This window comes from Nitrosomonas limosa (genome assembly GCF_054188085.1).
Window position 1 is genome coordinate 610,488 of the sequence record NZ_CM135180.1, and the last position, 23,215, is coordinate 633,702.

Sequence of the window (23,215 nt, forward strand, 5' to 3'; positions counted from 1 at the left end):
CCGAGCAACGGCGGTTGGCGTGCAAGCAGCGCCGCTCAGCCCCCAGCAATAATCGGCTCCTGACCGGAAATCATTTCAACGAAAAATCCGCGCACCCCGGCAACAGGATTTATAATTCCGCATTATTTAAAATCTTAATCGATACTTTAAAGGACATCGAATGATCGCTCCATCTAAATTTATTCAATGGGCTTGCTTGCAAACATTGTTAGCATGGCTGATATTGCCACTCCATGCAGTAGCCAACGAGGTGGTTGAATTGCCGCAGGACGCCATTCACAAGCTGCAAATTGACGCCGGTTTCGGCTGGGGAATTTTCAGCGGCACGATCTACAACGGCAACGACAATTACCATATCACCCAGCTCGTCGTCAGCATGACGCCGATTCACGACCATCATCACATGCACATGCATCCGAACATGTCGCATGATCCAAAAGTTCATCAAATCAATCTTGATCTACCGCCGTCGACCAAAGGCGCATTATCGATGGCATTGCCGGACGATGTTGCCGATGTTCATGACTTTAAATGGGAAATTCTCAAGGTAACTGGCTATGCCACGCGATGACAGGCACAGGTTTCAAAGACACCAAACGTTGTACAGGCCAAACTTCTTTTTTCTAAATTTCTATGAAACCACTTCAGTTCATGCTTTGTAAAAATTTTTTATAAACCGATGCTTCAGTGAAATTAATATAATTCGAATCTTCCGCATGATAAAATTTGCAAACCCTTAGTAGATCGTGCTGTCATCTGATAACTACAATTCTAGTTTCATCACCCATGGTACAACTCTCAATTAACGGACAATTGCAGCAATTCGAATCGCCGATCAATGTGACTCAATTAATCGATCACCTTTCGTTAAGAGGTAAGCGTATTGCGATAGAGCGCAATGGTGAAATCGTTCCGCGTAGCCGATTTTCAGAAGAAATGTTGGTCGATGGCGATCACATCGAAGTTGTGGTCGCAGTGGGTGGCGGTTAATAATGGATTCTGCAAGATATTCCGATACACAATAACATGTTATGAACAACCTAGTCATTGCTGGCAAAACCTATTCATCCCGTTTACTTATTGGCACTGGTAAATATAAAGATTTCAGTGAAACCCGCATGGCAGTAGAAGCGAGTGGCGCTGAAATTGTCACTATTGCAATCCGCCGCACAAACATCGGTCAAACTCCAAACGAACCAAACCTGCTGGAAGTGTTACCGCCATCAAAATACACATTGCTACCAAACACTGCCGGTTGCTATACCGTCGATGACGCTGTCCGAACATTGCGTCTGGCGCGGGAATTACTCGATGGTCACAGTTTGGTAAAACTGGAAGTATTAGGTGACCCTAAAACGCTATATCCGAATGTGGTAGATACTGTTCAAGCTGCAAAAATCCTCGTCAAGGAAGGATTTCAGGTCATGGTTTATACCTCTGACGATCCGATCATCGCCAAGCAATTGGAGGAATTAGGGTGTGTCGCCGTGATGCCATTGGCATCGCTGATTGGATCAGGAATGGGCATTCTAAATCCTTGGAATCTGCAAATCATCATCGAGAACGCAAAAATTCCTGTATTGGTCGATGCCGGCGTTGGCACGGCTTCAGATGCTGCAATCGCGATGGAACTCGGTTGCGATGGTGTTTTGATGAATACCGCGATCGCCGCAGCCAACAATCCGATATTAATGGCATCGGCCATGCGCAAGGCGGTAGAAGCCGGACGCGAGGCTTATTTAGCCGGACGCATGGCAAAAAAACTTTATAGCGCCAGCCCAAGCTCACCCGTTGATGGAGTCATCATCAATACCAAAGATTTAGCAAAAAAATCGGCAAACAGCTAGGCTAACTCCTCAATAATAGCCGATTCTTCTTGTCATGCAACTGCAACAATCCATTCGTAGTTTTGTACTTCGCCAAGGCCGATTATCGGATGCGCAACGCCGCGCTTGTGAAAACTTATTTCCTCAATATGGCATCCCCTATCGCGAAAACCTGCTGGATTTAAACCAAATATTTGGCCGACAAGCACCCAAGATTCTTGAGATTGGCTTTGGAATGGGCGAGACCACTGCAATCATCGCCAAAATGCATCCCGCCAATGATTATCTCGGAATCGAAGTTCACACCCCTGGTGTCGGCAGCTTGCTTAAACTCATCCAGCAGAACGAATTGGAAAATATACGCATCATTCAATACGATGCAGTTTCGGTTCTTCAGCACATGCTGCCATCCGAGTGTCTGGATGGCGTCCACATCTTTTTCCCGGATCCTTGGCCGAAAGCCCGTCACCATAAACGCCGGCTCATCCAACCAGAATTTGTCTCGCATTTATGCGAGCGCCTCAAACCCGGAGGTTATATACATGCTGCTACCGATTGGGAAGAGTATGCCGTGCAAATTTTGCAGGTATTCAACGAAGAACAGCTGCTTCGCAATAGCACTAAAGATTTTGCTCCACGCCCTGATTGCCGGCCGATAACCAAGTTTGAACAACGAGGACTGAAAGCTGGTCATGGCGTTTGGGATATCATATTCCTAAAGAAATAACTCACATTTATCCAGTGGTTCAGGAAGTTAAGGACTTACAAAACACATCAACCATTCAGTCCTGTTGTGATGTCGCTCTATGACAGCTGGGCCAGCATTAAGCCGAACAAATCACCCAATAGCGCAAAAAATGCCCGCGCCGCCATCGCACGCGGTCAAACGCTCTTTAATACCAAGCCGATCATGATCAGTGGCGTCAAGGGAATTAACGATGACTTGAACATTAATGTGCTGCCGGGTACTTGCACAACTTGCCACAATACGCCTAATTCAGGGAATCATTCGACACCGATGCCATTGGATATCGGTATCGCAGACGAGTCGCGCCGCACACCCGATATGCCTTTGTATACGCTGAAAAATAAAACAACTAACGATATCATCAAAACAACCGATCCCGGTCGAGCTCTCATCACCGGTAAATGGAAAGATATCGGCCGTTTCAAGGGCCCCGTTCTGCGTTCCGTGGCTTCACGCCCACCCTACTTTCATGATGGTTCTGCGGCCGATCTGCGCGAGGTTGTCGAGTTTTACAATACGCGCTTCAGTATCGGGCTGACCGAAGGCGAAAAAGACGATCTGATCGCGTTTCTCGCAGCTTTATAGAGTCAACGTTTTATCACCCTGAAAAGAGGGGCAATCGCTCGATGGGATCCGGTCGATTGCCTCTCACAATGCTTTGATGCCACGGCAGCGCAATAGATATTTCTCAAGTTCAATAATAAAAAATAGCACCAAGCCGACAAAAATTATCCTTCCCCAAGCTTCGATATCCAGCGCAACTGTTCCAAAAATTAATTGGAAAGCAGGTAAATAAGTAAAAAGCAATTGAAGTAATACCAGTAAACCGGCAGACATTAATACATAGCGATTTCCTAGAAAACCCTCGAGTGACATCACCGAAGTCAGCAAATAGCGGCAGTTAAACAAGTACAGAATTTCGCAAAAGACAAACAAATTCACCAAAACCGTCCGGCTGAATTCTATACTCGAGCCTTGCATTGTTTCCCACATCGTGAGTCCAAGTCCGCCACTGATCATCAATAACGCAACAAAAACAACGCGCCAGACCAAGAAACCGGATAATAAGGGAGCTTCCGGATGGCGTGGAGGTCGCTGCATGACATCCGGTTCCGGCGGCTCAAAGGATAACGCAACAGCCAGTGTTACGGTCGTAACCATGTTGATCCATAAAATTTGCACCGGTGTAATGGGCAGCGTTATACCCAAAAAAATGGCCAGAATGATGAGACCGGCCTCACCGCCATTCGTAGGAAGCACATAGACCATCGTCTTTTTGATATTATCGTAGGCAGTACGCCCCTCCTTCACCGCGTGCACGATTGATACAAAGTTATCATCCGCAAGCACCATTTCTGCGGCTTCTTTGGCTACTTCAGTTCCTTTTTGTCCCATGGCAACACCCACATCAGCCCGTTTTAGAGCTGGCGCATCATTCACGCCGTCACCCGTCATCGCTACGATTTCTCCATTCGCCTGCAATGCAGCGACTAGACGCAGCTTATGCTCAGGATTGGTGCGCGCAAACACATCAATGTTCGTAACCGCTTGCCGCAATGCCTTGTCATTCATCGAATCCAGTGCAACACCGGTTAGCACTGTATGACCATTCCCTAGATTGAGTTTTACGCCAATCGCACTAGCTGTTGCTTGATGGTCTCCGGTAATCATCTTGACGCGAATACCGGCATGATGGCATTGATTCACAGCCGCAATTGCTTCTTCACGCGGTGGATCGGTCATGCCGACCATTCCCAGCAATGTAAAGTTTTCACGAACATCAGAAAACCGGAGCTTCTGCTGATTCCACTCCGCCGCACGCTGTGCGATCGCCAGCATCCGTAGCCCAGAGCAAGTGGCTTTCTGAATAATCTTGTTCCAGTACGGATGATCCAGTGCGCGATCGTTTCCCTGGCTTCGTTGCTGATTGCACAAAGCAAGTATCGTTTCGGGAGCGCCTTTGACAAAAATCACACCTGGGCTGTCATGATCATGGTGATGATGCAAGGTGGCCATTAAGCGGTGTTCGGATTCGAAAGGAATTACATCCTTGCGCGGTAATGTTTCGTTCACATGAGCGGGATTTAACGCTGCTTTCATCGCTGCCGCAATCACGGCGCCTTCCGTCGGATCGCCATCGACAATCCATTGATCATCCTGTAGCTGCAGATTTGCATCACTGCACAATAAACCGGCGCGCAATAGATCCATACAGCCCGGATGATCGGTAATCTGGATTTTCTGTCCGTCCGAACTGAAGCTGCCCTCCGGTACATAACCGGCTCCGCTTACCTGTAACCGTTCATCTGCGGTATAGATTTGCTGCACGGTCATCTCATTCCGCGTTAATGTTCCGGTCTTGTCGGTACATATGACCGTTACCGCTCCAAGCGTTTCGACTGCGGGTAAATGCCGGATAATGGCATTATGACGAGCCATGCGTTGTACACCCAGCGCAAGCGTAATGGTCATAATCGGCGGTAACTCTTCCGGAATAACTGCAACCGCAATACCTACCGCTGCCATAAACAATTCATCGATGCCATAATCGTGCGCCAGCAAACCGTACAGAATTACAACCAGAACCAGCACAAAGGTAACAGCAGCCAATCGAAATCCGAAATCCGCAATTTTTCTAAGCAACGGTGTCGATAGTTTATTGACTTGCTCCAGCATCGTGCTGATACGACCGATTTCGGTGTGATAACCGGTGGCGACCACAACCCCAGCAGCTTGTCCATAAACCACCAGCGTGCCGGAATACGCCATACAAAAACGATCACCGACTGTAACTGATTCCAAAACTGGTTCAATCCCCTTTTCAACGGCTTGTGATTCACCCGTCAAGATTGCTTCATCGACCCGCAAATTCTTACAACTGAGCAGCCGCATGTCGGCAGGCACCTTATCACCTGACTGCAGTAACACAATATCACCTGGCACCAATACTTCTGCTGAAACTTGTCTGCGGTGATTATCTCTCAGTACAGAAGCGTTGATTGACAGCATACTGCGAATACCAGCCAGCGCTTTCTCGGCCTTACCTTCCTGGATCACACCAATCACCGCATTAATAATGACAACTGCCAGAATCACGCAGCTATCAGGCCAGTGCCCGATAAGCGCGGTGACTGCTGAAGCAATTAACAGGATATAGATGAGAATATTATGGAACTGCAGCAGAAATCGAGTGAAAAAACCAGGAGAACTGGGTGATCGCAAGCGATTCACACCATATCGCTCAATGCGTTGCTCCGCTTCCGCTTGCGATAGGCCCGCCTCATTAGTGTCTAACGTCTGTAAAACTTGTTGCGCTGAAAGGCTATGCCAATTAGTCATTGATTAAATGATGTCTGCATTGACCTACAATTTTGTAATCGATTAACCAAGGATTCGAATAATTTGTACTCAGATATTGAGTGCAGCTACAATTCTGAGGAGTAGTGATTTTTTCCTTAACATCACAATGAGGTTTTTCATGAAATACTTTATCACGTTGATGACATTAATTGCCCTGTTGTTTGCCGAAACCACGCTAGCTTCCGGGCGCACGCCTTTTGGTCACCAAGTCAGCGCAGTACAGAATTACAGCCGCATTTCCGATCAAATCGCCATATCCGGACTCATTAGTGAGGGGGGTGTACCAGCATTGGCCGCTACTGGCTTTAAGACCATTATTGATATGCGTACCGCCAATGAAGGAACCGCCGAAGAAAAAGCCTTCGTTGATCGCGCCGGTATGGATTATATTAATATCCCGATGACAGTTGCCGGTATCAGCAAGGAACAACTGGTCGCTTTCACCAAAGCCATCGAAACTGCGCAACGGCCTGTACTCATTCACTGCGGATCCGGCAATCGTGCCAGCGCCATGTGGGCCAGATATCAAATCAGCAAAGGAATGGACCCGGAAGTCGCGATTGAAGCAGCTCGTAAATCGGGATTGCGGCCACCCATGGAGGAAAAGCTTAGAGAGTCCCTGAGTAACTAAAGCACATCGATAGCAACAAATCATTACAACTTTAATAGCAATTGTCCTGCTGCTATTAGCTACTCTATATCGTTGCTTTAACGCTGAATAGACACCGACCATTCCATGACTGCACCGGATAATGTTCCACTGCGACTCGTGATTCATGGCGGTGCTGGAGCCATCAATCGTCGCCGGTTGACTACCGAACGTGAAGTTGCTTACCGTGAGGTTCTAACACAATCGTTAACCGCCGGTTATGCGGTGCTTAGCAGTGGCGGTAGCAGTATCGACGCCGTGATCGCAGCCATTGTGGTTTTGGAAGACTCACCATTTTTTAATGCTGGCAAAGGTTCGGTTTTTAACCATGAAGGGCAAAATGAATTGGAAGCCTCGATCATGGAGGGGGCTACGCGATTAGCAGGCGCCGTCGCTGGCATCTCTAGGGTTCGCAATCCGATACGCGCTGCACATGCGATCATGTTGAAAAGCCCCCATGCTATGCTGATTGGCCCAGGCGCAGAAAAATTCGCGGCTGCACAAGGACTGGAGATTGTCGATCCGGAATATTTTTATACTTCGCATCGCTGGGAGCAATTAAAAAAAGCGCTCGCAAACGAACTAGTGCTGCGAGATCACGATGCCGACTCCAGTATTCCATTTGCTAACAATGATGAAAAGCATGGAACCGTGGGTGCAGTCGCACTGGATCGGCATGGTAATCTTGCCGCAGGCACATCGACCGGCGGTCTGACCAACAAACAACAAGGGCGTGTGGGCGACTCATCAATCATCGGCGCAGGCACGTACGCCGACAATCGCTCGGTTGCAGTATCAGCAACCGGTACCGGAGAAGTGTTCATCCGTGCTGCGGCAGCCTATCAAACAGCCGCACAAGTCAAATTGCTGCAAAAACCGATCAATGAAGCCGCCCACGGTACGCTGAAAGAAATATCGAGTCTCGGCGGTGACGGCGGCTTAATTGTACTGAATGCTAAAGGCGACTTTGTGATGCAATTTAATACCAGCGGCATGTTTCGAGGTACCATCGGTAATGATGGCATGGCATGGACCGGAATCTTCCCCGACGACTGACAGGCTGTGAACCATCAACATACTAACCCTTAGCAGGCCGTTGAAAAACTATCTGCGTTACCGCTACGGTGTTAAAAACAAGCTCAAAATGCGCATTTATACCTCATAAACTGCGCTTTTTCGCCTGTTTTTGCCTTGTATCGGCTGCCTCGAAAACGTTTTTCAACGGCCTGTTAGTGTATCAACGATTCGGTTTGATGCGAATTAATCCAAACACTCAGCGCCTTTGCGCAGAGTACGCCGCGCATAATAGGCAAATGCAACTGCGCTACGCTGACCACGCAAAATCCAGTCGCGTGCTTCCCGTCCAAGGTCAGGATCAATCGGTTGAATAGAGCCTGCGGAAGCCGCCAGCAAATGCATCCTTGCCGCCCGTTCGAATGCAAGCGCCAGAATGCAAGCTTCTTCAATGCTCGAACTGGCAATCAAAAGCCCATGATGAGCCAGCAATAACGCATGCTTATCGCCAATGGCCCTGGAAATCAATTCCCCTTCCTCGTTTCCGACCGGAACACCCGGCCATTTAGGCAAAAAAGCGATATCGTCGTACAGCACGCAATTATCCATATGCGAGATTTCCAAAGGCACCTCAAGCATGCTGAGTGCCGCAGTATGCACTGCATGTGTGTGGATAATGCACTGCACATCCGGTCTGGCACGATAGAGCCACGAGTGGAAGCGATTGGCTGGATTTGCCATGCCATCGCCTTGTAAAACTTCTAGGTCTTCATTTACAAGTAACAGATTACTCGCGCAAATTTCGTCAAAACCGAATCCCAAACGCTGCGTCAAGTAAGTTCCCGGTGTGTCGCCACGTGCAGTGATCTGTCCGGCTAATCCGGAATCGTGGCCATTATCGAACAAAATCCGGCAAGTCAATGCCAGTTTCTGGGCCTTCGAGTAGTGAGCGCTTTGCAAATGTTGATCCATTTGCACAAACGATTGTTGAATCAGCTGTTCTTTGCTTAAATTGAAAGTATCATTGGTCATAATTGTGGATTATTCATTGTGATTGGAAATAAAGCGCTCGATATTACGGCGATCACGCTTGGTCGGCCGGCCTTTGGTATAGAACGACTGCGACTGGGCTTTCAAGCGAGCCGCCTGCAATTCTCGTTGTTTCCGGCTTTCCTCGGTTTCACGATACAGTTGCTGCGCAACCGTTGCGGATCCTCTTATATTGGATAAATCCAACACTTCAATGTCATACTGAAAATTATTAATGCGAATTGTCAATCTATCCCCTATCGCGAGCACTTTCGCCGGCTTGATTCGCTGACCGTTTACGGTCACCCTTCCCCGGTCGATAGCTTCCGCAGCCAGTGAACGTGTTTTAAAAAAACGGGCCGCGAACAGCCATTTATCAACACGATATTTCTCTATAGTATCTGATAGTTGCATGATTTAATTAATCCGATAGATTAGTATTTATTCGGATTTTACCTTGCAGCGTTTTATGGACCGGACACTGATTAGCAATCTCCAGCAGCCGGTTACGTTGCAGATCGGTCAGATTGCCTGTCAGTTGGATCGTGCGTGCTATGACATCAATGAGTGTTTTTTGTTGTTCGCAATCTGCGCAATCATCCGCATGAATCCGGCTGTGATGTAATTCGACGCGAATGTCTTGAAGATCGATTTGCTTGTGATTGGCATACATGCGAAGTGTCATCGAAGTGCAACTGCCCAATGCGGCCAGTAAAAGTTCATATGGATTGAGGCCGAGATCGGAACCACCCAATGCAATGGGTTCGTCACTGATTAAGCGATGGTGATGTGTCTGAATCTCGCGAGCAAATTTTCTATCGCGCTCCCGCACAGCAACCGTGCCTTCAGCGATTGGCTGTTCCTTCAGTAATAAATCGTTTATGAGATAACGTTTAGCCCATGCAGCAATCACCTCAGCAACATAATGCGAGTCATCCGGATTGGACAAAAGATGATCGGCACGATCGAGAGACACAAAACTTTTAGGATGTTTGGCGGCACCGTAAATTCTGGCGGCTTCATCAATTGATACCGTCGTATCGGCTGGTGAATGAAGAATCAGCAATGCTTTTTTTAACGCCCCAATATGTGCTACAGAATTATATTTCTCCAAATCATCAATAAATTGCCGCTTTATATTAAAGCTTCTTCCTGATAATTGAACTGATACAATTGATTTTTTGCTGAATTGTTCGTATGAATCTCCGAACAAATGTTTGATGTGAGCTGCGGTAGCTGGCGCACCGATGGTGATGACGACTTTAATCGAAGCAAGTTCATGTGCAACTGCTAAAGCAGCGGCACCTCCCAAACTATGGCCAATGAGTACTGAAGGCGCACCATAGTTTTTTTCCAGAAAATCTGCAGCCGCAGTTAAATCCTGTAAGTTTGAGGAAAAATTAGAATTAGCGAAATCCCCTTCACTCCCGCCTAAACCGGTAAAATCAAAGCGTAATACTGCAATCCCTTGATCAGCAAGTGCCAGGGCAATTCGTGTCGCAGCAAGATTGTTTTTGGAACAGGTAAAGCAGTGTGCAAACAATGCGTAACATTGCACCGGACCCGAGGGTAATTCCAATGACCCGGAAAGCAATTCGCCTTGTAAGTTTTGAAATTTCGCTTCGATACGCGGCATAGAATTCAGTCAGCAACCAAACACAAAATTAAGGAATATTGGGAATGGTATCAAAAATAATCGATAGCGTATGATTTTCTGGCCTTGCTAAGGAAACGCAGATTAATTGCTTGCGCAAGCGATTTGCTGTGTTGAGTGGTGCTCAAAAACTTGCCTACCGCATTGATATGTCTCGTTTCTTGCGCTCCCCATCCACCTTGCATCTCATCTTGCCCAGGTGAATTAATCAGTGCTTTCCTAACCGAATTGTGAAATATCCGCAGAAAACTGGAGTATGCATGCTTTTAAAAAAACTCTCGGTTAGATGGGCAACCTTTTTAGGTTAGATTCTCAAGAGTTGCGCCGCTGCGCATAACTGGAATCGTCGTCTCAGCCAGCCATTAATTCGGTTGGAGTTGCATTGGAATGCGGCATAGATAATGGATTGTCATCGAGCTTCTTAATCGTTTGATAGAGTTGGAAATCGATCAATGTGGCGGACGAAGTGTTGTTTTTCATTCTCGAGTCAATGATCGACTTGGCTATATCGACGGTATTCCGATCATCTGAAACTGCGGAAAGAATTTCTTGGGTTGTGATGAAATCGATCGAAGTACCCGTCATCTCAATCGAATAATATTTTGAAACCTCTAAACGATTATTGAATAACTTGCAGGCACCACCCCAGACAATGTTATCAGCATCGACATTCGCCACAGTATTGATCGCCCATACGATTGTCTCACCAAGGGTTTTACCACTTACGATTTGCATAATCATATGATCCTTTACGATCGTCCGGTTGTTGGTGGTGAAGGTATCGGCCAACAGGTGTTCCAAAATTTTATTAATGCCATTGATTTGATGTTGAATGACGGCTTGTCCCCAATTGTGATCAGATGTCGGAATTTCGGATAAAGCATGGGTCAATTCAGCAATTAATTGATCTTGCGCTACACCCGCAGCCATTTGATTTACAATAAAATCGCAAATAAACATTTTATTAACATTTGCGACTTGCGCCCCGAACAAATCATCGACGAACTGGCACGCAAACGCCTCAGAATCCAAATGAGCGTAATTCTTGCCAAAAAACAATGCGCTATTAGCTAATTTTTGCGCCAGGTTTGTCAGTGATGGATTACGATGCAAATGCGATGAAAGAATCTTCAAATTATCCGCACCGGGTGATGCTTTAAACATCGCCAGAATGAGCTGAAGAATCGAAATTTGATATCGAGCTAAATGCGGCATTGATTTTTTTCCTTCACGATAATCGGTTCGGCTGGTTCAATAACATTTTGCAGCATGCCTCTATGCACGTAGGTTATCATCATAATGGTAACGATTCTTATTTGCAATGTGGCAAATTGTCGCACATATCATGATCTCATATTTACAATTAGTTACAATTAATTCTTAAACCAGTTTGCTAATTATCTAACAACTGAGCGATAGAATTAAGCAAAATTTTCCATGTGAAAATGCGGTGTTGTCTCCATTTATGCCAATTATATAAAATGTCTATTAATATCTTTATCTTAGGGTATGGAGAAATCGGCCATGCCATGGAATTTCTACTCAAAAATCACCAATCGCTGGCTATTTGGGATAAATACCCGCCCGCTAATCTCGTGCCGATTAAGCTAGAAGACTCAATACCGCGAGCGGATGTCGTGATGTTCTGCTTACCCGTAAATCCTCACCGGGAGATCATTCATCGAATCGCACCGTATCTGCAGAAACATTGCCTATGCATCAGTGTTGCGAAGGGATTGGATGAAACTGGAAAGACCGCTGCGCAAATCTTTTCTGAAAGTTTACCGCCCAGTTGTCCTTATGCATTGTTGTACGGCCCCATGATTGCTGAAGAAATTCTTGCCGGTAATTATGCATTTGCGCAATTTGGATGCCGGGATCCCGAGATTTTTAAGACGATACAAGACTGTTTTGCTGGCGCCAAGTTATATTTGGAACATACGGATGACATCGAAGGAATCAGTTGGGCGGTCATTTTGAAAAATGTCTATGCAATGGTCTTTGGCATGGCGGATGAATTGAAATTGGGTGCAAATGTGCGCGGTTATCTGGTAACCGCAGCGTTGCAAGAATTGCAACAGATCGTCATGCGGATGGGTGGACATCCGGATAGCCCCTACCGATTGTCAGGCTTGGGTGATCTCATTACCACGGCGACCAGCGAGAACTCGCATCATCATGCATTAGGCCGAAAAATAGCCAGAGGAGAAATCAATGACATTTCCGGAGAAGGTCCGCATACATTAAAAATGATTGAGCAACACCAATTATTCCCTATCAAAGACTATGCATTATTAGCATTAATTCATGCAGTGCTGAATCGACCGGTGGATGTGCGGTCTCAGTTTGCGAATTACTTGCAATACCGGAACCGATAATCAGATAACAACCGCTTCCTATTGGATTCCGGTATAAAACCAACACCAAGGTCAATCAGTATCCAAATCACAGCCGCAGATTTCCTAGAAAAGTACTGACGCTATACTGGCAATCGTTTGTGCAGCTTTCAATTATTGGTCCTAAAATTTTGCAAAAAAATTGCCCAGATGACGTGTTAAGTTCGTCTGAGCAATTTGCAGGAGGGAAGCTTGTCGTTTTGTTAATGTCACGTCAATTGTCAGAGAATTTACGGCGATATGCAATGTGACAAATTGCCGCACTTAAGAAATATCCCGCTAGAGAGACATTGAAAGTTATTCAGCAGAAGGAATCTCCTGGTTCCGGATTCGCGGCGGCGACCGGGAAAATTTGCAACACAATCGCAGCCAGGGTAATTCAACGCCGCACAAAAAATAAGTTAGAATATGCGCTTTTAGAACTTTTATCAGGAGTACCTGGATGTCGATGGCCGACCGTGACGGAGTAATCTGGTATGACGGGAAAATGGTTCCCTGGCGGGATGCCAATACGCATGTTTTAACCCATACACTACACTATGGCTTAGGGGTTTTTGAAGGGCTGCGAGCCTACGAAACCGATCAAGGCCCGGCGATTTTCCGCTTGCAAGAGCATACCGACCGTTTGTTCAATTCAGCGCACATTTTCATGATGAAAATGCCTTACGATAAAGCGACGCTCATGCAAGCGCAGTGCGATGTGGTCCAGCAGAACAAACTGGCATCCGGTTATATTCGCCCAATCGCATTCTATGGCGCCGAAGCCATGGGACTCTCAGCAAGAACGCTATCGGTTCATGTAGCCATCGCTGCTTGGCCCTGGGGAACATACCTGGGAGCCGAAGCGCTGGAAAATGGCATACGCGTTAAAACTTCTTCATTCACTCGCCATCATGTCAACATTAATATGTGCCGCGCAAAATCCGTCACAACGTATGCGAATTCCATACTGGCAAATCAGGAAGTTGCGCTCAACGGCTACGACGAAGCGCTATTACTTGATGTAGAAGGTTATGTAGCGGAAGGCTCAGGGGAAAATATCTTCATCGTGAAGCAAGGCAAACTTTATACGCCCGATCTGACTTCCTGCTTGGAAGGCATCACTCGTGCATCCATTATGGAATTGGCAGCAGAATTAGGTATTCCAGTGATCGAAAAACGCATCACCCGCGACGAGATCTATTGTGCCGAAGAGGCATTTTTTACAGGCACGGCCGCCGAGGTAACACCGATTCGAGAGCTGGATAACCGTATGATTGGTGCAGGTAAGCGTGGTCCGATAACTGCAAAAATTCAAACTTTATTTTTCAATTGCGTCAAGGGTAAGGCCAAGAATCATGAAAATTGGCTTACTTTGGTCTAATCATTAAATATGGGAGTAGCAAAGATGAATCAACCAGCGAACCAAAAAACACCGATCATTGAAGTAACGGCAGAGGACTTGCCTTTACATTGCCCCACACCGGCAATGATGCTATGGAATTCGCATCCTCGGGTTTTTCTGCCGATTGAAGCGACCGGTGAGGCGCTGTGCCCGTATTGCGGCACCCAATATATTCTCAAAGGCGGAGCAACAGCTGGGCACCACTGAAGGTGATCAACGATAGTTGCAGCAGTGTACGTTAAGCGAATTTATATTAACAACGATAGAGAATTTATTCATCGTTCCATACCGGATTGCTGATAATGCCAATCATCCCTCACGAAATTTTCAAAGCCTATGATATTCGCGGTATCGTTGGTAAAACGGTTACCGCTGAGAATGTTGAAAAGATTGGCCATGCCATTGGCTCCGAGGCACGAGCTAGAAATCTGACAGCCATCGCCATTGGCCGCGATGGGCGTTTATCCGGACCTGAATTATCGCAAGCCTTGGCGCGAGGTATCCAGAAAAGTGGAATCAATGTCATTGATGTAGGCATGGTTGCGACCCCGATGCTCTACTTCGCAGCCCATGAATTATGCCAATACTCCGGTGTCATGGTGACCGGCAGTCATAACCCACCCGAATATAACGGTTTTAAGATTGTATTGGGCGGCCAAACTTTGGCTGCCGAGACCATTCAGGCATTGCGAATCCGTATCGAGACGAATGATTTAACCCAAGGCTCAGGATCGTACTCCGAGCACAATATCGTTGATGCCTACATAAAACGTATCAGCAGCGACATAAAACTGGCTCGCCCGCTTAAAATCGTTGTTGATTGCGGTAATGGTGTCGCAGGTGCTTTCGCACCTGCACTTTATCGAGGCCTAGGTTGTGAAGTAACCGAATTATTCTGCGATGTCGACGGATCTTTTCCCAACCATCATCCGGATCCATCGGTACCGGATAATTTGAACGATGTCATCCAAGCATTAAAAACTACCGATGCAGAAATCGGTTTGGCTTTTGACGGCGATGGCGACCGTCTTGGCATTGTCACTAAAACTGGCCATATCATCAATGCAGATCGCCAATTGATGCTGTTCGCCGCTGATGTGCTATCGCGCAATCCCGGCGCAAAAATCATTTTTGATGTGAAATGTACCCGGAATTTAGCACCGTGGATCACACAACATGGCGGCACACCGGTGATGTGGAAAACCGGTCATTCTTTCATCAAATCCAAGCTGATCGAAGAAAAGGCTTTATTAGCCGGAGAAATGAGCGGTCATCTATTCTTCAAGGAACGCTGGTACGGGTTTGACGATGGCTTGTATGCGGGTGCGAGGCTGCTTGAATTACTCAGCCGTGAAACCGATATGAACGCGGCGCTGAATAATTTACCCGATAGTCTCAACACTCCCGAACTGCAAGTCCGTACTGCGGAAGGAGAAAATCATACGTTGATCGCACAGTTACAAAAGAATGCAGTGTTTGACAGTCCGCAACAAATTATTACGACCGATGGTTTACGCGTGGAATACCGGGATGGTTTCGGTTTGGCGCGCGCTTCCAATACTACGCCGGTGGTGGTATTGCGATTTGAAGCGGATAATCCGGCTGCACTGAAACGCATTCAGGAGGATTTTCGCCGCAATATTTTGCAAGCGAAACCGGATGCGCACTTACCTTTCTAACTAACCAAGCAAGCAGTTTTATCAGCGCTAAAAAATATTCGAACTAATGAACCATGCCAGACAGGCCTGGCTCTGAATCGATAATTGCGTCAAAATTTGGTTTGTCATGAATTTGCTTCTCTTGATCATCGCGCTGTCGTTTTTATTTCAGAGCAAGCTCTCAGCCCACGAGCTTCCCGACTTGGGCGATGTATCGCAAGTGACCATCACACCTCACCAAGAGCGGCAACTCGGTCTAAAAATCATGCGCCAGATTCGTGCAGATCCGAGTTATATGGACGACCCTGAAATTGCCAGTTATCTCAGCAATCTCGGCCACAAACTCATTAGCAATTCCAATGAAGCCAGTATCGATCAGCTATTTGAGTTCTTTGCCATTCAGGATCCGTCGATTAACGCTTTTGCATTACCTGGCGGATTCATGGGTTTTAACAGCGGTTTGATGATTGCAGCGCAAAGCGAATCCGAATTGGCAGCGGTGATGTCGCACGAAATCGCGCATGTCACGCAAAAACACCTCGCACGCATGATTGCTGCGCAAAAATATGATTGGATTAAATCAATCGCAGCACTTGCGGTCGCAATTATCGCAGCACGCTCCAATCCTCAGGCGAGCCAAGCGGTTTTGGTGGCATCGCAGGCCAGCATGATCCAATCCAAACTGGACTTTACCCGCAATCATGAAAAAGAAGCCGACCGGATCGGCTTGAATATCTTGCTTGATGCGGGATTTGATCCCCAAGGAATGACAACTTTTTTTGAGCGCCTGCAAAAATCCGGCAGATTTCACGAAACCGGTGCGCCGTCGTACTTGCGGACACACCCCATCACGTACGAACGGATAGCCGATATACAGAATCGTATCCGTGACATGCCCTATCGCCAAGTTTCCGATAGCATCGATTTCCTGTTGGTTCGATCCAAGTTACGCGCACTGCAGGGAAAACCGCATGATGCGGTTGCACAATTTAAAACTCGCTTGGATGAGAAACGCTACAGCAACGAAATTGCTGAACGCTATGGTTATATTCAAGCATTGATGCGCAATAAAAAATACAAGCAAGCCAATTTGGAATTAGCTCACTTGTACCAACTCTTGCAGAACGATTCGGCAACGCCGGTGCTGAGCGGTCATCAATTGGGTATGACTGTTCGGATTGAATCAAAGAATGTCATTGCCGGCGCCATGATCGAAACACTCGCCGCCAGCGTAAAACTGGCCAATAAGGAAATTGATGCAGCATTCAAAATTTACCAAAGCGCTTTAAAAATTTATCCGCAACATCGCGCCTTGATGCATGGCTACGCGCAAGCTTTGATTCAGAATAAACAAATTAAAATTGCATTGGAATTTCTCACCCGGCAGTTGCAGCTGATCACAAATGATCCAAAACTGTATGAGCTGCAAGCCCAATGCTACTCCCTGCTGGGCGATAAAATGCTGGAACACCGTGCGCAAGCGGAAGTATATTTTTTGAAAGGTCATTACAAAGCAGCAGCCGATCAATTGAAAACCGCATTGCAAAACGACAATGGCAATTTTTATCAACTTTCAAGCATCGAAGCGCGGTTAAAGCAAGTTCAGACTCAGGTTGATGAAGAAGAAAAAGAAAAATAAATGTAACGCTGGGATTGCTGTTTGCTCACCCAATTAATCCAATCACAGAAAGTTTTCAGCAATAATGGATTAAATTCCATTATTCACATTTGACTTTAACTTGTGTTCGTTTTATATAGCTATGTCAGCTAGCAAAACCCGGCTGCGTACCCTAGCAATGCGAGTTTACCCTACAACCCAAAGGAGAATAACAGCATGTCAGCAACCTCAATTCCACTCTCACGTCTCTTCCGAGCCGATCGAAAAGTTCTCATGTTTCTTCCTGGATCGCTGTTTCTTTTAGCGATTCTAATCACAGGTTGCAGTATTGGTGACAAGATTGAAAAGGCGACTGAAAAAATAACCGATACCGTCAGCGATGTCACCGGCAATACGTTAGCTACCCTTGATGATGCCATTGACGCCTTGGACCGGAATTCCGCCTCCTGGCAATCGGTATTGCAGGACACCACTTCGAAGTTAACCAGCGACGCACAATCCACTGTTCGCAATGAAGTTTCGGACTTATTGAATCGTAGTGTCGCCGCAACCGGTGGTGAATTGCGTTGTAATATGGATTTTGTCGGCGCTCGCGTGCGCCAGGCTTTGGCTAGAATCCGCGCACGCTTGATGCATCAACCCGTGCCTGCTGTTGAACCAGCCTTGTGCCAAGTAACGCCAGCCGCTGTCGACATGGCGCTGGATCCAGGCCGCCGGACAAAATTGGAATTTTTCGGTTACGATTTCGATACCACACCGATCAAGGTCACGCTGCACGAGGGTACGCGCACACGCGACGTATCATCCGAGCTGGATCGCTTGACGCACTATCATATGACCCTTAACCTGGGCGGTAACGGTGTTCCTTTGTCTAAAACCAGTGACCGGCTTACTTTGGAATGGCAAAACCGCCAAATTTCCAGCATCGCAGTTATCCAACCGGCAACCCCGGTATGTAAAGAAGAAGACCATACCGTACTGCCTCAAGCTAAGTTAACTTATACACCGCCGCATACACGGGGCGACAGAGAATTTAACGGTAACGGTCCGGAAGTATGGGCCAATGCAAAATGGATTAATGAAGGGACGCATATTAATTTCCGGCTGTGGATGAAAGCGCAAGAAACTCGTAAAGACTGGACAACCGCAGAAGGCGAACGCATCATACAATATTATACCGCCCCTCCCGGAAAGCGCATTGACCGTATCGTCAGCGGCGCCGAAAGCACAGCACACTATGTAGATACCGATCATAATGACGACCGTCAAGGCGGCGGTCCCAACGGTCCGGTGAAAGAGTTTGTATTTCGGGGCGATCGAAACGGCGATGATGCAGGCAGCTATACCGGTGTGGATGTAACTTTTAACCCGCTGGTTGTCCGTTTGGTCGAAGTGACAAATTGCGCACCGGCCTCCGCCATTAAGTCGATTGAAAGAAAAGACTTAATTTCACCGGCCACGGTTAGACGCTTGCAGCCGATGATGAAAAAACTGCAACCTTAGCAGGCCGTTGAAAAACTATCTGCGTTGCCGCTACGGTGTTAAAAACAAGCTCAAAATGCTCATTTATACCGCATAAACTGCGCTTTTTCGCCTGTTTTTGCCTGGTATCGGCTGCCTCGATAACGTTTTTCAAAAGCCTGTTAGCACTATCAAGCAATCACCAGTTTCGTGCTGGTGATTGTTTTTCCCAGATCCGCAATAGATCCAGCCACTTACGTTTTTTCGAGCTTTACGCCAAACGTTACCACCCGAAAGCCCAATGTTTACCAACGTGCCATACTGGGTCTGGGCAAGCATATTCCGGTACTGCTCTTCCTCAATAAAGTTTAGAATATACCAAGCCTGATATTTTTCCAGGCATACGCGAAAGTAATCGACACAGGCATCACCTCATCATAATTAAAGATATCTCCAGATGTTTAATCAAAATGGCAAACAGATTGTATTAATATTCATATTGATGATTGCCATAATTGCTTATTGGTACAGCACCAATCACAAGGAATCCAGTACAAACCCTTATAAAACCCGGAAAATCGAGCAAGGCGATATTATTCAAACAATTTCGGCCAACGGCACGTTAACACCGCTCATTTTAGTCAATGTCGGCACTCAGATTTCAGGTACCGTGGCCAAGTTATACGCCGACTATAATGACCGCGTTGAAATCGGCCAGGTTTTGGCCGAGCTCGACCCAGCGTTATTGCGTGCACAATTACAACAATCGAAGGCCAATCTCTTAAACGCGCAAACCGCATTAAAAATTGCTGAAAATAAGCTGAAGCGTCATCGATTGTTAATAGAACAAGCATTTATCTCCCCAGAAGCTCTAGAAATCGTAATCCGTGAAACCGAAGCTGCACGTGCACAATTGGCCGTCAGCAAGGCGCAAGTGGAGCGAGATCAAACCAACCTCAATTACAGCGTTATCCGCTCTCCAATTTCGGGGGTTGTAATTGCCCGTGATGTCGATATCGGACAAACCGTGGCGGCTAACTTCCAAACACCGACTTTATTTAAAATCGCTCAAGATTTACGGCAGATGCAAATCAATATCAGCGTCGCTGAGGCTGATATTGGCTTATTGCATATCGGACAATCGATTAATTTTTCTGTCGACGCTTTCCAGAATCGCCAGTTTTCTGGTGCAGTCAAGCAAGTGCGACTGAATCCGACCATCCAGGAAAATGTCGTTACATATAATGTGGTAGCAATCGTTGACAATGATGATGAAAAGTTGCTGCCCGGCATGACCGCCAACATTCACTTTGTCGTAGCACAAAAAAACGATGTGCTGCGAGTTCCGAATGCGGCGCTACGATTCCAACCGAAAGATAATCAGTTGAATGAATCCGGCGGAGACGCATCCAAAACCGCGTCATCAAAACTCTATATCCTGAAGGATAATAAGCCCTCGCTTGTTTACGTGGTTACAGGGATTTCCGATGGAAATTTTACGGAAATTACTGAGGGAGCCATTAATCCTGGAGACCAGGTCATCATTAGTGAAGCGGTCGATAAAAAAGAATCCGAAAGTAAGTTTCGATTAAGGTTTTTTTAATGCACTTGGCACACAATAATCCCCCGGATAAAGCCATCGTTCGAATCGAGAATTTGTGTAAAAGCTATAGCTTACAAGGCGCCGACGGCAAAACCATCATTAATCAGGTGTTATTTGACATCAATATCACCGTGCATCAGGGTGAGTTTGTTGCCATCATGGGACACTCGGGATCTGGAAAATCCACATTAATGAATATCCTGGGTTGTCTGGATACCCCAACCAGCGGATCTTACTGGTTGTCCGGCAAAGATATCTCGACATTGTCTGAAAATGAACTGGCACGCATCCGCAACCAAAGTATTGGTTTCGTATTTCAGGGGTTCAATCTGCTAAAGCGCATGACAGCTTTGGATAACGTTGCGGTTCCATTGCTATATGCCGGAATCAGCCGCTCTAAAAGCCGCCAGCAAGCGCTTGCGTTGTTACGCAGCACTGGTCTGGAAAAATTTGCCATGCACCAACCGAACCAGTTATCGGGCGGACAACAACAACGCGTCGCGATCAGCCGCGCTTTAGTCAATCATCCTCCTCTCATTCTCGCCGATGAGCCCACCGGTAATCTGGATACGCAAACCAGCAAGGAGATTATGCGATTGTTTGAGCAGCTCAATCGCGACCAAGGGATAACCATCGTATTGGTAACGCATGAAGATGACATCGCATCGTATGCCAGACGTTTAATTCGGTTAAAAGACGGGTGTGTCATTTATGACGACAAAACACCCGCTTCAGTGATCACTAAGGCCGACTCCGTTTGATTCAATTCGGTTTAGTCATAACATGTAGCTGTTAAGAATGGGACGAATTCGATGAACATATTCACAATATTCGGTGAAGCATTCCGCGCCTTGCGGCAAAATCGTTTGCGCACGGGGCTTACAATGTTGGGTATGATTATCGGTGTGGCTGCGGTGGTACTGATGCTATCCATTGGACAGGGCGCGCGCACTAAAATCAATGAAACCATCGCGGCGATGGGTAGCAATTTATTCCTCGTGGTACCTGGCGCCACTTCCTCCGGTGGTTTCAGCTTCGGCAGCGGCAGCGTAAGAACGCTGACCATCAATGATGCCTATGCCATCGCAGACTTGGCATCGATTGCAGCAACTTCACCCGTTACATCAGGAACAGTACAACTTAATTATGCTTCTAAGAACTGGAGCACTATCATCACGGGAACCACGCCGGATTATTTCGTGGTCGGAAACTGGAAAATGGAATCCGGCACTGCTTTCACCGAATCCGACTTGCGTTCTGCCGCTCGGGTTGCAGTTTTAGGTTCGATTACCGCGAAGAATCTATTCGGCGATGAAGATCCGGTCGGCAAAACAATACGCATCACCAATCGCCCTTTCCAAGTAGTCGGCGTATTGATGGCTAAGGGGCAGAGTCTGACCGGGCGTGATCAGGACGACAATGTGTATATTCCTATTACCACCAGCGAACGGCAAATCACCGGCAATCAGTTTCCGGGCTCTATCCGCTATATGCTGGTGCAAGGAAAGTCCCCCGAAGATATGGATATTGCGGAAATAGAAATCACCCAGTTATTACGTCAGCGCCACCGAATTCAACAAGGTAAGGAAAACGACTTTACAGTACGCAACCTAACAGCGATCGCTGATGTGGCCACGGATGCGGCAAAAATTATGTCAATTGTGTTAGGCGCCATTGCATCGGTTTCCTTAATGGTGGGTGGCATTGGCATTATGAACATCATGTTGGTTTCGGTCACTGAACGCACGCGCGAAATCGGTATCCGGATGGCTTTGGGCGCTAATCAACGCGCTATCCTTACGCAATTTTTACTGGAAGCGATCATGATTTGTATCTTAGGCGGCAGTATCGGATTGCTGCTAGGAATTGCGGGTGCTTGGGTTGTAAGCCGGTTTGCAGATATGCTGATTGTGATCACGCTTGGAATGATCGGTTTGGCGTTTTTATTTTCGTCCGCCGTCGGGATTTTTTTTGGATTTTATCCAGCGAAAAAAGCCTCTTCGCTCAAACCAGTCGATGCGCTCCGCTATGAATAGGCCACTGTTGCGCCACTTGCCTCGCAATTAAATATAGGAGTTGACGATGACAACTAAAGAGCGCCCTACTTCAGACTTCCTGGCAATCGTTGTAATTGAAAACAAGAAAGAAGCGATGACCGTCGGTGAAATCAAGAATGCGCTGCATGAACGAGGTTTTGGCATTTTAATGGCGATCGGGGCGCTGCCGCTTTGCATACCGATCCCCGTTCCACCAGGATACACGACCCTTTTTTCAATTCCATTATTCATTTTCTCCATTCAGATGATTTTAGGTATGCGGGCTCCATGGCTTCCGGCTTGGATAGAGAAAAAAGTTATTAAAAGAGAAAGCCTGGAAAAAATAGTCACCAAAGCAAATCCTTGGCTGAAAAAAATAGAGAACAGGATGCAGCCCCGTATGACTTATATCAGCGTCCACACATGGGAACGGATAATCGGTATTTTTGCTTTTGTTTTTACCGTATCCATCGCGCTCCCTATCCCTTTGACAAATTTCCCACCCGGCTGGGGAATTCTGATGATGTCCTTAGGACTTCTCAATAGAGACGGCATTACGATTTTGATCGGAATGATCATTGGGACTATCGGAATTGGTATTACGATGATCGTACTCATGATGCTTTGGATGGGAATGTCCATGCCTTCTTTTTATTAAACTCCGCGGAAAATCAATTTTTACTACAGCTTAGTTTCGTTACTTAGTCGGTCCTGAAATATTCCTAAGCACTTGATATTAGTTATAAATACACTGTTCATTAGTGATCATAACGACCTGG

22 protein-coding genes are annotated in these 23,215 nt (G+C 46.7%); 17 read left to right on the top strand and 5 right to left on the bottom strand.

Annotation, left to right across the window (positions count from 1 at the left end; translation table 11 throughout):
- The first annotated feature begins 160 nt into the window (after positions 1-160).
- From ACV7NC_RS02735 to ACV7NC_RS02755, 5 genes are all read left to right on the top strand, one after another.
- Positions 161-571: a hypothetical protein gene (locus tag ACV7NC_RS02735; RefSeq protein WP_458153909.1), complete on the top strand. Its 411-nt coding sequence runs from the start codon at positions 161-163 to the stop codon at positions 569-571.
- A 215-nt stretch (positions 572-786) separates the two neighbouring features.
- The gene (gene thiS / locus ACV7NC_RS02740; protein ID WP_458153910.1) at positions 787-990 is read left to right on the top strand and encodes a sulfur carrier protein ThiS; all 204 of its coding nucleotides are present in this window, start codon (positions 787-789) and stop codon (positions 988-990) included.
- A 41-nt stretch (positions 991-1,031) separates the two neighbouring features.
- Entirely contained in the window at positions 1,032-1,847 is an 816-nt protein-coding gene (locus ACV7NC_RS02745) for a thiazole synthase (RefSeq protein ID WP_458153911.1), read from the top strand.
- Between the two features lie 34 nt (positions 1,848-1,881).
- Positions 1,882-2,553 carry a tRNA (guanosine(46)-N7)-methyltransferase TrmB gene (trmB, locus tag ACV7NC_RS02750; protein ID WP_458153912.1) on the top strand — a complete coding sequence of 224 codons (672 nt, stop codon included), beginning with the start codon at positions 1,882-1,884 and terminating at the stop codon, positions 2,551-2,553.
- A 69-nt stretch (positions 2,554-2,622) separates the two neighbouring features.
- A complete protein-coding gene (locus tag ACV7NC_RS02755) occupies positions 2,623-3,159 on the top strand; it encodes a hypothetical protein (protein ID WP_458153913.1) in 537 nt (178 codons plus the stop codon).
- Between the two features lie 63 nt (positions 3,160-3,222).
- Here ACV7NC_RS02755 and ACV7NC_RS02760 read toward each other — a convergent pair whose 3' ends face one another.
- Positions 3,223-5,913, bottom strand: a complete 2,691-nt coding sequence (locus ACV7NC_RS02760; protein WP_458153914.1) for a cation-transporting P-type ATPase — start codon at positions 5,911-5,913, stop codon at positions 3,223-3,225.
- Between the two features lie 139 nt (positions 5,914-6,052).
- Between ACV7NC_RS02760 and ACV7NC_RS02765 the strand changes: the two genes are divergently transcribed.
- Both ACV7NC_RS02765 and ACV7NC_RS02770 read left to right on the top strand, forming a co-directional pair.
- Positions 6,053-6,565 carry a beta-lactamase hydrolase domain-containing protein gene (locus tag ACV7NC_RS02765; RefSeq protein WP_458153916.1) on the top strand — a complete coding sequence of 171 codons (513 nt, stop codon included), beginning with the start codon at positions 6,053-6,055 and terminating at the stop codon, positions 6,563-6,565.
- Between the two features lie 105 nt (positions 6,566-6,670).
- The gene (locus ACV7NC_RS02770; protein WP_458153917.1) at positions 6,671-7,639 is read left to right on the top strand and encodes an isoaspartyl peptidase/L-asparaginase family protein; all 969 of its coding nucleotides are present in this window, start codon (positions 6,671-6,673) and stop codon (positions 7,637-7,639) included.
- Between the two features lie 204 nt (positions 7,640-7,843).
- Here the strand turns inward: ACV7NC_RS02770 and ACV7NC_RS02775 are convergent, their stop codons facing one another.
- From ACV7NC_RS02775 to ACV7NC_RS02790, 4 genes are all read right to left on the bottom strand, one after another.
- The gene (locus tag ACV7NC_RS02775; protein WP_458153918.1) at positions 7,844-8,629 is read right to left on the bottom strand and encodes an aldolase; all 786 of its coding nucleotides are present in this window, start codon (positions 8,627-8,629) and stop codon (positions 7,844-7,846) included.
- 9 nt (positions 8,630-8,638) lie between these two features.
- A complete protein-coding gene (locus tag ACV7NC_RS02780) occupies positions 8,639-9,040 on the bottom strand; it encodes an RNA-binding S4 domain-containing protein (RefSeq protein ID WP_458153919.1) in 402 nt (133 codons plus the stop codon).
- A 7-nt stretch (positions 9,041-9,047) separates the two neighbouring features.
- Positions 9,048-10,262: a bifunctional alpha/beta hydrolase/OsmC family protein gene (locus ACV7NC_RS02785; protein WP_458153921.1), complete on the bottom strand. Its 1,215-nt coding sequence runs from the start codon at positions 10,260-10,262 to the stop codon at positions 9,048-9,050.
- Between the two features lie 369 nt (positions 10,263-10,631).
- Entirely contained in the window at positions 10,632-11,495 is an 864-nt protein-coding gene (locus tag ACV7NC_RS02790) for a hypothetical protein (protein ID WP_458153922.1), read from the bottom strand.
- A 266-nt stretch (positions 11,496-11,761) separates the two neighbouring features.
- Between ACV7NC_RS02790 and ACV7NC_RS02795 the strand changes: the two genes are divergently transcribed.
- The 10 genes from ACV7NC_RS02795 to ACV7NC_RS02840 all read left to right on the top strand — a co-directional run bounded on the left by ACV7NC_RS02795 (position 11,762) and on the right by ACV7NC_RS02840 (position 23,094).
- Positions 11,762-12,658 carry a hypothetical protein gene (locus tag ACV7NC_RS02795; protein WP_458153923.1) on the top strand — a complete coding sequence of 299 codons (897 nt, stop codon included), beginning with the start codon at positions 11,762-11,764 and terminating at the stop codon, positions 12,656-12,658.
- A 460-nt stretch (positions 12,659-13,118) separates the two neighbouring features.
- Positions 13,119-14,039: a branched-chain amino acid transaminase gene (locus tag ACV7NC_RS02800; protein ID WP_458153924.1), complete on the top strand. Its 921-nt coding sequence runs from the start codon at positions 13,119-13,121 to the stop codon at positions 14,037-14,039.
- Between the two features lie 24 nt (positions 14,040-14,063).
- Entirely contained in the window at positions 14,064-14,267 is a 204-nt protein-coding gene (locus ACV7NC_RS02805; protein ID WP_458153925.1) for a zinc-finger domain-containing protein, read from the top strand.
- Between the two features lie 95 nt (positions 14,268-14,362).
- Positions 14,363-15,739 (top strand): phosphomannomutase/phosphoglucomutase, encoded by a 1,377-nt coding sequence (locus ACV7NC_RS02810; RefSeq protein WP_458153926.1) that lies wholly within the window; start codon positions 14,363-14,365, stop codon positions 15,737-15,739.
- 106 nt (positions 15,740-15,845) lie between these two features.
- Positions 15,846-17,357 (top strand): M48 family metalloprotease, encoded by a 1,512-nt coding sequence (locus tag ACV7NC_RS02815; protein WP_458153928.1) that lies wholly within the window; start codon positions 15,846-15,848, stop codon positions 17,355-17,357.
- A gap of 195 nt (positions 17,358-17,552) precedes the next feature.
- Complete coding sequence (locus ACV7NC_RS02820; protein WP_458153930.1) at positions 17,553-18,839, top strand: hypothetical protein; 1,287 nt, start codon at positions 17,553-17,555, stop codon at positions 18,837-18,839.
- Positions 18,840-19,299: 460 nt separating this feature from the next.
- Positions 19,300-20,400, top strand: a complete 1,101-nt coding sequence (locus ACV7NC_RS02825; protein WP_458153931.1) for an efflux RND transporter periplasmic adaptor subunit — start codon at positions 19,300-19,302, stop codon at positions 20,398-20,400.
- Positions 20,400-21,161 carry an ABC transporter ATP-binding protein gene (locus ACV7NC_RS02830; RefSeq protein ID WP_458153932.1) on the top strand — a complete coding sequence of 254 codons (762 nt, stop codon included), beginning with the start codon at positions 20,400-20,402 and terminating at the stop codon, positions 21,159-21,161. The genes ACV7NC_RS02825 and ACV7NC_RS02830 overlap by 1 nt, the downstream gene beginning before the upstream one ends.
- Positions 21,162-21,212: 51 nt before the next feature.
- Positions 21,213-22,436, top strand: a complete 1,224-nt coding sequence (locus ACV7NC_RS02835; protein ID WP_458153933.1) for an ABC transporter permease — start codon at positions 21,213-21,215, stop codon at positions 22,434-22,436.
- A gap of 46 nt (positions 22,437-22,482) precedes the next feature.
- Positions 22,483-23,094, top strand: coding sequence for an exopolysaccharide biosynthesis protein (locus ACV7NC_RS02840; protein WP_458153934.1), 612 nt, complete (start codon positions 22,483-22,485; stop codon positions 23,092-23,094).
- Positions 23,095-23,215: the final 121 nt, after the last annotated feature.

What these genes read in the sequence shown, in the direction of transcription:
- ACV7NC_RS02735 (WP_458153909.1), top strand. Translation starts at nt 161, where the DNA reads ATGATCGCTCCATCTAAATTTATTCAATGGGCTTGCTTGCAAACATTG.
- thiS (WP_458153910.1), top strand. Translation starts at nt 787, where the DNA reads ATGGTACAACTCTCAATTAACGGACAATTGCAGCAATTCGAATCGCCG.
- ACV7NC_RS02745 (WP_458153911.1), top strand. Translation starts at nt 1,032, where the DNA reads ATGAACAACCTAGTCATTGCTGGCAAAACCTATTCATCCCGTTTACTT.
- trmB (WP_458153912.1), top strand. Translation starts at nt 1,882, where the DNA reads ATGCAACTGCAACAATCCATTCGTAGTTTTGTACTTCGCCAAGGCCGA.
- ACV7NC_RS02755 (WP_458153913.1), top strand. Translation starts at nt 2,623, where the DNA reads ATGTCGCTCTATGACAGCTGGGCCAGCATTAAGCCGAACAAATCACCC.
- ACV7NC_RS02760 (WP_458153914.1), bottom strand. Translation starts at nt 5,913, where the DNA reads ATGACTAATTGGCATAGCCTTTCAGCGCAACAAGTTTTACAGACGTTA.
- ACV7NC_RS02765 (WP_458153916.1), top strand. Translation starts at nt 6,053, where the DNA reads ATGAAATACTTTATCACGTTGATGACATTAATTGCCCTGTTGTTTGCC.
- ACV7NC_RS02770 (WP_458153917.1), top strand. Translation starts at nt 6,671, where the DNA reads ATGACTGCACCGGATAATGTTCCACTGCGACTCGTGATTCATGGCGGT.
- ACV7NC_RS02775 (WP_458153918.1), bottom strand. Translation starts at nt 8,629, where the DNA reads ATGACCAATGATACTTTCAATTTAAGCAAAGAACAGCTGATTCAACAA.
- ACV7NC_RS02780 (WP_458153919.1), bottom strand. Translation starts at nt 9,040, where the DNA reads ATGCAACTATCAGATACTATAGAGAAATATCGTGTTGATAAATGGCTG.
- ACV7NC_RS02785 (WP_458153921.1), bottom strand. Translation starts at nt 10,262, where the DNA reads ATGCCGCGTATCGAAGCGAAATTTCAAAACTTACAAGGCGAATTGCTT.
- ACV7NC_RS02790 (WP_458153922.1), bottom strand. Translation starts at nt 11,495, where the DNA reads ATGCCGCATTTAGCTCGATATCAAATTTCGATTCTTCAGCTCATTCTG.
- ACV7NC_RS02795 (WP_458153923.1), top strand. Translation starts at nt 11,762, where the DNA reads ATGTCTATTAATATCTTTATCTTAGGGTATGGAGAAATCGGCCATGCC.
- ACV7NC_RS02800 (WP_458153924.1), top strand. Translation starts at nt 13,119, where the DNA reads ATGTCGATGGCCGACCGTGACGGAGTAATCTGGTATGACGGGAAAATG.
- ACV7NC_RS02805 (WP_458153925.1), top strand. Translation starts at nt 14,064, where the DNA reads ATGAATCAACCAGCGAACCAAAAAACACCGATCATTGAAGTAACGGCA.
- ACV7NC_RS02810 (WP_458153926.1), top strand. Translation starts at nt 14,363, where the DNA reads ATGCCAATCATCCCTCACGAAATTTTCAAAGCCTATGATATTCGCGGT.
- ACV7NC_RS02815 (WP_458153928.1), top strand. Translation starts at nt 15,846, where the DNA reads ATGAATTTGCTTCTCTTGATCATCGCGCTGTCGTTTTTATTTCAGAGC.
- ACV7NC_RS02820 (WP_458153930.1), top strand. Translation starts at nt 17,553, where the DNA reads ATGTCAGCAACCTCAATTCCACTCTCACGTCTCTTCCGAGCCGATCGA.
- ACV7NC_RS02825 (WP_458153931.1), top strand. Translation starts at nt 19,300, where the DNA reads ATGATTGCCATAATTGCTTATTGGTACAGCACCAATCACAAGGAATCC.
- ACV7NC_RS02830 (WP_458153932.1), top strand. Translation starts at nt 20,400, where the DNA reads ATGCACTTGGCACACAATAATCCCCCGGATAAAGCCATCGTTCGAATC.
- ACV7NC_RS02835 (WP_458153933.1), top strand. Translation starts at nt 21,213, where the DNA reads ATGAACATATTCACAATATTCGGTGAAGCATTCCGCGCCTTGCGGCAA.
- ACV7NC_RS02840 (WP_458153934.1), top strand. Translation starts at nt 22,483, where the DNA reads ATGACAACTAAAGAGCGCCCTACTTCAGACTTCCTGGCAATCGTTGTA.